The following is a 7042-nucleotide window of genomic DNA, read 5'->3' as shown; positions in this document are numbered from 1 at the left end:
TTATACAAAATGTGAAGCAAATGTATCCTACTGACCAGCTGGTATACACGAAAGATTCCTTGGGGAGCCCGGCATCATTATTTAACAACTTCAGCAGAAATGCGGCGACGGCCGGAATTTCCATATAAAGGAGGGGCCTATTTTATGGATTTAGTCTACATAGGTGTTTTAATCATTGCTTTAGCGTTTACGCTTGTAGTCATCTATGCTTCCCTTGTATTGAAGCGTGCAGCAGACACAATGGAACGTCTCAGTGAAACGTTAAACGAGACAGAACAAAAATTGCATTACATTACACCGGAACTGCGCAAAACGGTAGAAGAGACAGGTAAGACGGTAGACGATTTGCATAGCAAAATCAATGCGGTGGATGATTTGTTTGCGGCGCTTGAAAATTTGGGTATTTCTATTGATGAAGGAAGCCAGTTTGCGAACAGGCAAGCAAGGAACGCGTCAACATATACAACCTCAAACAATCGGAGAAGGGTGACAGAATCACTCAAATGGGCCGATGTCGTATACAAACTGTATAAAAAAGTGAAATGAACATGGCTAACGGGGACAGCCAACAAATTCGAAAAACAGGAAATGAGGGATATTTATGAGTTTGACTGGAATCGGTGTTGTACTGATAGGAATAGCTTTTCTGGTAATCGCTGTATATGTGGCATGGACATTGAATAATCTGGCCAATGTGCTCCGAGGCATTGAAAAAACGGTCGATCAAATGCCGCAGCAGCTGGATGATATTTTCAGGGAGACAGGCCAGATGCTCAGCCATACAAATGTTACGATTTCGGAAGTGAATGATAAGCTGCAAACATTAAGCCCTTTGTTTTATATGGTTAATGATGTCGGTGAAATGTCCAGAAAATTGACCACCCCATTGGCCAGGTTTAGCATGAATAAGCGTCATAAAACAGAAGGTAAAACAGACAAGAACGATAAATAAATCCCCTCATGTCAGGGGATTTATTTATTTGCGTTTTTTCTTTGGTATAAACCGTAACCTAAAGCCATGACGCCGTAAATACCTTCAAGGTGATAGCGCTCCATCAAGGAATTATCCGTTTTGCACTGCATGTCGTCATTGATTTTTGTCATAATACTGAACAGATGCTGCAGGGACTTGCCAATGTTGCCGATGATCTGGAAAATCGGAACAAGTTTGCCGAGTTGCTCATTCAGTTGTTTAATCGTGTCGTTCGCCGAACTTAAGGCGGTTTTTAAATTTGTCATGATATCAGCTACCTGGTTCGGGAGATTGTTTGTTGTTTTTTGAACACCTGCAAGCACTTCAGTCAGGTTTTTAAGCGGTTTGATCAGCAGGAAGACCAGCCCTAGCATTGCAAGGCCAATGATGATGACGCCAATTCCTACCCAATCCATAAAATTCTCCTTCCGATTTATTAATGTCGTGTACTCTATATTCCTTCTTCTATCTTATCATAAACGAGAAACTCGTCCCATACAATAGAAAAAGCATAGTGATAAGGGGCGAACGGTATGGGACGGTTTAAGAAGGCATTTATGTGGGGAGCGGGGTTTATTGTTCTGGCGCTGCTCATTCAATTTCCAATGCAAAAGGTGGACACGACATGGCAAACATGGTCACTGCCGCTGTCAGGGAAGACAATTGTGATTGATCCCGGGCATGGCGGGGTGGATGGGGGAGCAGTTGGTAAAGATGAGACGTTCGAGAAAGATATTGCACTGGAAGTTGCCAAAAAAACACGTGATTTTCTGCAGCAGTCCGGAGCCCTTGTTTATCTCACCCGGGAAGAAGATAAGGACCTTGCGTCAGAGAACACCAACGGGCTGTCACGGCGAAAAGCGGAGGATATTCGTGAACGCCTGGAATTCATTCATAACAAAAAGGCCGATTTTTTTATAACGCTTCATTTAAACGCACTGTCATCCGAGAAATGGCATGGTGCACAAACTTTTTATCATCCCAAAGAAGAAAAAAGCAAACACTTGGCCGAGATGATCCAGACTGAGATTATCCGCAATCTGGAAAATACGACACGCAAGCCGCTGGCACTCAATAATGTTTATTTGCTGAAACATGCAGAGGTGCCCGGTGCACTTGTTGAAATCGGATTTTTATCGAATGCGCATGAACGCAATCATCTGAAACAGGATTCATATCAGAGAAAAATGGCCGGAAGCATTTATGAAGGAATACTTCGATACAGTACTGAAGATCCCGAAAAGGAATAACGCCATCCACTAAAATCAGTGATTCATTTCACTTAGAATTTAAGTGATTTGTGTTATACTAGCGTTGTATGCAAATTAGTGCAATCTGCGTTGTATATATATGCTAGGAAAGGGATGGTGTCCAACCGTGTTGTCAAAAGAAGAAATAACAGAGCTTCTGAAACCTGTTCAAGATCCGTTTTTACATAAAACACTTGAAGAAACAGATGGGATCAAAGGGATTAGTATTAAAGAAGAGAAAAAGCATGTCAGTGTAAAAATTGGCATTGCTAAAACGAATACTGCAGAACAAATGAACCTGCAGCAGGAAATTGTCGGGATTTTGAAGAAAAACGGGGCATCAACAGTCGGCCTCCGTTTCGAACAATTGCCTGATGAAGTTATCCAGCAATTCCAGCCGTCTGCAGAAGCGGAAAAGGAAAAATCGCTCCTGGGCGTCAGCAAGCAGCCTAACTTTATAGCTGTTTCAAGCGGTAAAGGCGGTGTCGGAAAGTCAACAGTAACCGTCAACCTGGCAGTATCACTAATGCGGCTCGGCAAAAAAGTCGGTATTATTGATGCGGATATTTATGGATTCAGCGTACCGGATATGATGGGTATTGAGAACAGACCGCAAGTCCGCGGCGAAAAGATCATTCCGGTCGAACGTTTCGGTGTACAAGTTATCTCCATGGGCTTCTTTGTAGAAGATAATTCCCCAATCATCTGGAGAGGACCAATGCTCGGGAAAATGTTGAACAGCTTTTTCAAAGAAGTCGAATGGGGCGATTTGGATTTTCTGCTGCTTGACCTTCCACCGGGAACAGGGGATATTGCGATGGACGTCCATGAATTGATTCCTTCGGCCAAAGAAGTGATTGTGACGACACCACATCCTTCAGCAGCATTTGTGGCGGCACGCGCCGGACAAATGGCGATTAAGACCGAACATGAAATCCTCGGCATCATCGAAAACATGGCGTATTACGAAAGCAAGAAAACCGGGGAGAAAGAGTATGTGTTTGGCAAAGGCGGCGGTCAGAAACTTGCTGACGTTCTGCAGACTAAAGTGATGGGGCAGCTGCCACTGCAACAACCGTATGAAGAAGAGGATGAATTCGCCCCGTCCGTTTATCAGGAAGATCACCCGCTTGGCAAGGAATACCATAAAATCGCATCAAAAATTGTTGCCAAAGTGGAGGAATAAAAACGGAAATACTGGCATATTTTGGCTTTAAAAAGAGGTGGCATTGGGGAGGCCCCAAAATCGGTTAGGGCTCACTCCAGTTTTGTCACCTCTTTTTATGGGTTATTGATTAAAGTGTAATTGGTACTGGGCTGATGACGCCATTATGCTCCGCCTCCGCCAGCGGAACCTCCGCCCCCGCCGCCGGAGCCACCGGAACTACCGCCGCCGGTATTCCCGCCTTGCTGTGATTTCTGATCCTTCTGTTTGCCTTGTTCTTCAGCGGCTTTCAGCAGTATTTGGCTTATTTTTTCCTGGAATAGCGGCGTTTCAAGTGTTTGCTGAATTTTCTTTTCCAGGTGCTTGCTGAATTCCTGACTTTTCATCACACTGGTCATCTGTTCGGTCATCTGGGGGTCTTTCATCAGATCAAGCATTTGCTGCTGGAATTCGGAGTCTTTCATCAGATCTTTCATCAGCTTTTTTTGTTCATCGGCCATGGACTGGGAAAATGTTTTAACAAATGCCGGATCTTCAAATAACTTCTTCCACATGTCAGTCGCTTTATCCGAAGAAAGCACTTCCTCCACAGATTTTTTTACAGCATCTGAATCCATTATAAGCTGCTGTTTCATTTTCTTGTCGGTCATGATTTCCTGAAGAGCTTTCTTTCCGTCTTCTGTTTGTAATATGTCAACAACCATTTTTTTTGTTGTGTCATAATTGGCTTCTTCACCGGAGGCCCCTTGTCCGGCACAACCGGAGATGAATAGAGTGAAAAGCAGGAAAAGGGAAATTAAAGCGATTCGAAACATGTTCAAATCCTCCTTCCTGTTGTGGTTAATATGTGTCAAAACACGAAAAAATATGTATATATAAAGGTAAAAAGAGCCCGTTCATGCTAAAATATACGGTGAATAAGGAACATACTTTTTAGGAGGAAATGTGTTTTGAATAGTCGAAAATGGACTGGATTGTTTTTAAAAACGTTAATGATCGGCGGGGTGGCAGGCTTAATTACCAGCTTTTTTGTCAAACCGGCATACTATACAAATAATATTGACCCATTTAATGCGTTTGAACTATTCGGTGTCATTCTCTTTTTTCTCGGGCTGGGTTTTGTATTTAGTGTTATCAGTCAAACCGGATTTTTTGCGTATTTATTTATAAACCGGTTCGGACTCAGCTTGTTTCGGACGTTTTGGCCGACGGTTCAAGTGCTGCTGATTGCATTTGTTGTGTTTGATTTGGTTTATTTTCCATATAATGCTTCGGGTGGCGACGTTTCGATATTTTGGTTTATTTTGATGGCTGCTGCCTTTCTGGGGTACGGCTGGATTATATCGGAAATTAAAGCGCGTGAGACGAACCGGAGAGCATTTATTCCGGCTCTGTTTTTGATGGTTGTCATTACGTCAGTCGAGTGGGTACCGGGTCTGCGCACAAGCGGTACAGATTATGCCTGGCTGATGATCATACCACTGCTCGCATGCAATACGTATCAGCTGCTTATATTACACCGTTTAACGGGAAGTGAAAAATCGGGAAACAAATCCAAAGCAAATTATTCCGCTAAAGCAAACACGAATAAGGCATAACAAAAAGCCCCAATGTGCCCTGAACACATTGGGGCTTTTTTTGCGGCTGCACTGCAGCGGAGGCTGGGGCTTCAGCCTTTGGTCTTACTCAGCGAGTTTTGATTCGGCATGTGCCTGGTTGATCAGCTCGGATATTGTTACGAGTTTAAATCCTTTACTTTTCAAGCCAGGCAGTATTGTCTCGAGGGCTTCAGCTGTCTGTTTAACAGAGTCCGATGCATGCATTAAAATAATATCCCCGTTGGTTGTCTGCTTCATAACCATATCTGTGATTTTTTGCGTCCCTGGATTTTGCCAATCATTAGGGTTGACATTCCAATGCGTGACGGTAAAATCCTGATCCTCAGCTAATTCAATAATTTCTTTGTTAAATTGCCCGCTTGGAGGTCGCAAAAGCTTCATATCCTCATAACCAAGCTTGCCGAATACTTCCTTTGCTTCCAATAAATCATTTCGTACTTCTTCAAGCTCCTGATCGAGGTAACTTTTGTAGCGGTATCCCAGCATGCCAAGTTCATGTTCCTGCTCTGTTATTTTTTCCAAAATCTCTGGATGCCGCTCAGCCCATTCACCGCTCACAAAAAAAGTGGCTTGTACCTGATGTTGTTCCAGTTTTTCCAGAATGTCATGAACCTTTTCTTCTCCCCAGCTGATATTAAATGTTAATGCAATATCTGATTCATCAGCATTACCTTTTGTCAGAGCTGATGGTTCGCTATCGGATAGCACCGAAAATGCCCCATCACGTTCAAACCAAAGAAACATGGCAGCAAACAGTGCCAATAATATGACGACTGTATAGCGTTTCCACTTCTTAAACGTCATCACATAAAAATGATCCATTATATCATTCCTCTCAAGCATTCCTTAATGTATTCTATGAACGAAAATGCTTAATATGAACAAGCTGTATAGGAATAAAGTGAAACTTCATCCAGTGAATTGGTTTATTCTACTGAAATACACGAGGAGAATAGATGAAACTTTAAAAAAGAGGATATAAAAATAATAATTCGGGGAATGGTAAAGTCTGTGGATCCTATTTGGATTATTAATTTATAAAGTTCGCAATCGGTCGCGAGTCTGTTATCCCTCCTTCAGTGATTGTCAGATGATATCGGACATATTTACTGGCGGACGACCCCCACATCTTTCATTGTATACTCGAACATTTGAGGTGGGGTCCTGATCCCGGTTACATGCGGGATAAAGGACAAATGGGAACAGCTATTATTTCAGAACTGGAAGGTCAGGTGGTACTATGCTTGGATTTTTAATTAATGATGAAGAACAAAGAGAAATGGAATATTTAATAAAACGAGAATTAGAAGAACTATTAATGGATATGGAAGATCATCGGATCGACCAAATGGTCAAAAGTTCAATGAAGGAGCGGTATCAGACCGTATTTAATTTATATCGCCGAATTGCGAACAAAGAGGAATGCATGAAGTATATGCCTAAGCGCACCGGCAACCAATAATGCGGGCGGCCGATAACCCTGCCCAAGGCTCTATTAATAAGAGATAAGGATTGCAATGAAGGGGTGCTTATTTTCCGCGAAGGCGCCCGGTTTCAAGACCGGGAACCTCGCTGCTTCAATAATATCCGCTGCTGCACAGAGTTGGCTATTGTTTTTTTGTTTGTTCATATCGTGTATAACGCCCCTGCAATTGCAGCTTATTTGGGATTAAATACTGTTTGAGTACCAACTTACAATTTCTAGTTGAGATTTTTTTGTTTTTCTATTGAACGAAGCGAATAATTATGCTATATTATTTTTTGTTGTCAGCAAAACACCACACTTTTCGGCAACAAATTTCACATTAAAAAATGCTATGAAAGTTATTGACATTTTGCTGTAACCGTGGTAAATTATAAATCGTCGCTAAAAAACGGCGGCGGAAATTAATCTTTGAAAACTGAACAAAACAACCAGTATGACAAAGATGTCAGAGGTAAGAGGTCGGATGTCAGAATCTGTTTTTGACGGAAGACCAATGAAACCCTGTATCAATTTGAAAGCAAGCCATGAAAGAGATTGATCGGTGTCAAT

9 protein-coding genes are annotated in these 7042 nt (G+C 42.3%); 6 read left to right on the top strand and 3 right to left on the bottom strand.

Annotated features, from left to right (window positions below):
• The first annotated feature begins 144 nt into the window (after window positions 1-144).
• Both VK097_RS12355 and VK097_RS12350 read left to right on the top strand, forming a co-directional pair.
• Window positions 145-546: a DUF948 domain-containing protein gene (locus VK097_RS12355; protein ID WP_324212114.1), complete on the top strand. Its 402-nt coding sequence runs from the start codon at window positions 145-147 to the stop codon at window positions 544-546.
• A gap of 55 nt (window positions 547-601) precedes the next feature.
• Window positions 602-952 (top strand): DUF948 domain-containing protein, encoded by a 351-nt coding sequence (locus VK097_RS12350; RefSeq protein WP_324212113.1) that lies wholly within the window; start codon window positions 602-604, stop codon window positions 950-952.
• A 20-nt stretch (window positions 953-972) separates the two neighbouring features.
• Here VK097_RS12350 and VK097_RS12345 read toward each other — a convergent pair whose 3' ends face one another.
• Entirely contained in the window at window positions 973-1389 is a 417-nt protein-coding gene (locus VK097_RS12345) for a DUF948 domain-containing protein (protein WP_324212112.1), read from the bottom strand.
• Between the two features lie 117 nt (window positions 1390-1506).
• On the opposite strand from VK097_RS12345, the gene cwlD reads away from it, so the two are divergent.
• Window positions 1507-2223, top strand: a complete 717-nt coding sequence (gene cwlD / locus VK097_RS12340) for an N-acetylmuramoyl-L-alanine amidase CwlD (protein ID WP_324212111.1) — start codon at window positions 1507-1509, stop codon at window positions 2221-2223.
• A gap of 127 nt (window positions 2224-2350) precedes the next feature.
• The gene (locus VK097_RS12335; protein ID WP_324212110.1) at window positions 2351-3409 is read left to right on the top strand and encodes an Mrp/NBP35 family ATP-binding protein; all 1059 of its coding nucleotides are present in this window, start codon (window positions 2351-2353) and stop codon (window positions 3407-3409) included.
• A gap of 143 nt (window positions 3410-3552) precedes the next feature.
• Here the strand turns inward: VK097_RS12335 and gerD are convergent, their stop codons facing one another.
• Window positions 3553-4203, bottom strand: coding sequence for a spore germination lipoprotein GerD (gene gerD, locus VK097_RS12330; protein WP_324212109.1), 651 nt, complete (start codon window positions 4201-4203; stop codon window positions 3553-3555).
• Window positions 4204-4338: 135 nt separating this feature from the next.
• On the opposite strand from gerD, the gene VK097_RS12325 reads away from it, so the two are divergent.
• On the top strand, window positions 4339-4986 hold the full coding sequence (locus VK097_RS12325; protein WP_324212108.1) for a KinB-signaling pathway activation protein: 648 nt from the start codon (window positions 4339-4341) through the stop codon (window positions 4984-4986).
• A gap of 84 nt (window positions 4987-5070) precedes the next feature.
• On the opposite strand, the gene pdaB is transcribed toward VK097_RS12325, so the two are convergent.
• Window positions 5071-5829 carry a polysaccharide deacetylase family sporulation protein PdaB gene (pdaB, locus tag VK097_RS12320; RefSeq protein ID WP_324212107.1) on the bottom strand — a complete coding sequence of 253 codons (759 nt, stop codon included), beginning with the start codon at window positions 5827-5829 and terminating at the stop codon, window positions 5071-5073.
• A gap of 418 nt (window positions 5830-6247) precedes the next feature.
• Here pdaB and VK097_RS12315 point away from each other — a divergent pair, with 418 nt between their 5' ends.
• Entirely contained in the window at window positions 6248-6469 is a 222-nt protein-coding gene (locus tag VK097_RS12315; RefSeq protein ID WP_324212106.1) for a hypothetical protein, read from the top strand.
• Window positions 6470-7042 lie beyond the last annotated feature (573 nt).

Origin of the sequence: Lentibacillus sp. (assembly GCF_035301675.1) — a bacterium.
In the GTDB taxonomy this organism is placed as follows: Bacteria; Bacillota; Bacilli; order Bacillales; family Amphibacillaceae; genus Lentibacillus.
Note: the sequence above shows the minus strand (reverse complement) of the source record. Positions and strands in the feature narration are given on the sequence as shown.

Coding starts and splice junctions, on each gene's coding strand:
- VK097_RS12355 (WP_324212114.1), top strand. CDS start 145: ATGGATTTAGTCTACATAGGTGTTTTAATCATTGCTTTAGCGTTTACG.
- VK097_RS12350 (WP_324212113.1), top strand. CDS start 602: ATGAGTTTGACTGGAATCGGTGTTGTACTGATAGGAATAGCTTTTCTG.
- VK097_RS12345 (WP_324212112.1), bottom strand. CDS start 1,389: ATGGATTGGGTAGGAATTGGCGTCATCATCATTGGCCTTGCAATGCTA.
- cwlD (WP_324212111.1), top strand. CDS start 1,507: ATGGGACGGTTTAAGAAGGCATTTATGTGGGGAGCGGGGTTTATTGTT.
- gerD (WP_324212109.1), bottom strand. CDS start 4,203: ATGTTTCGAATCGCTTTAATTTCCCTTTTCCTGCTTTTCACTCTATTC.
- pdaB (WP_324212107.1), bottom strand. CDS start 5,829: ATGGATCATTTTTATGTGATGACGTTTAAGAAGTGGAAACGCTATACA.
- VK097_RS12315 (WP_324212106.1), top strand. CDS start 6,248: ATGCTTGGATTTTTAATTAATGATGAAGAACAAAGAGAAATGGAATAT.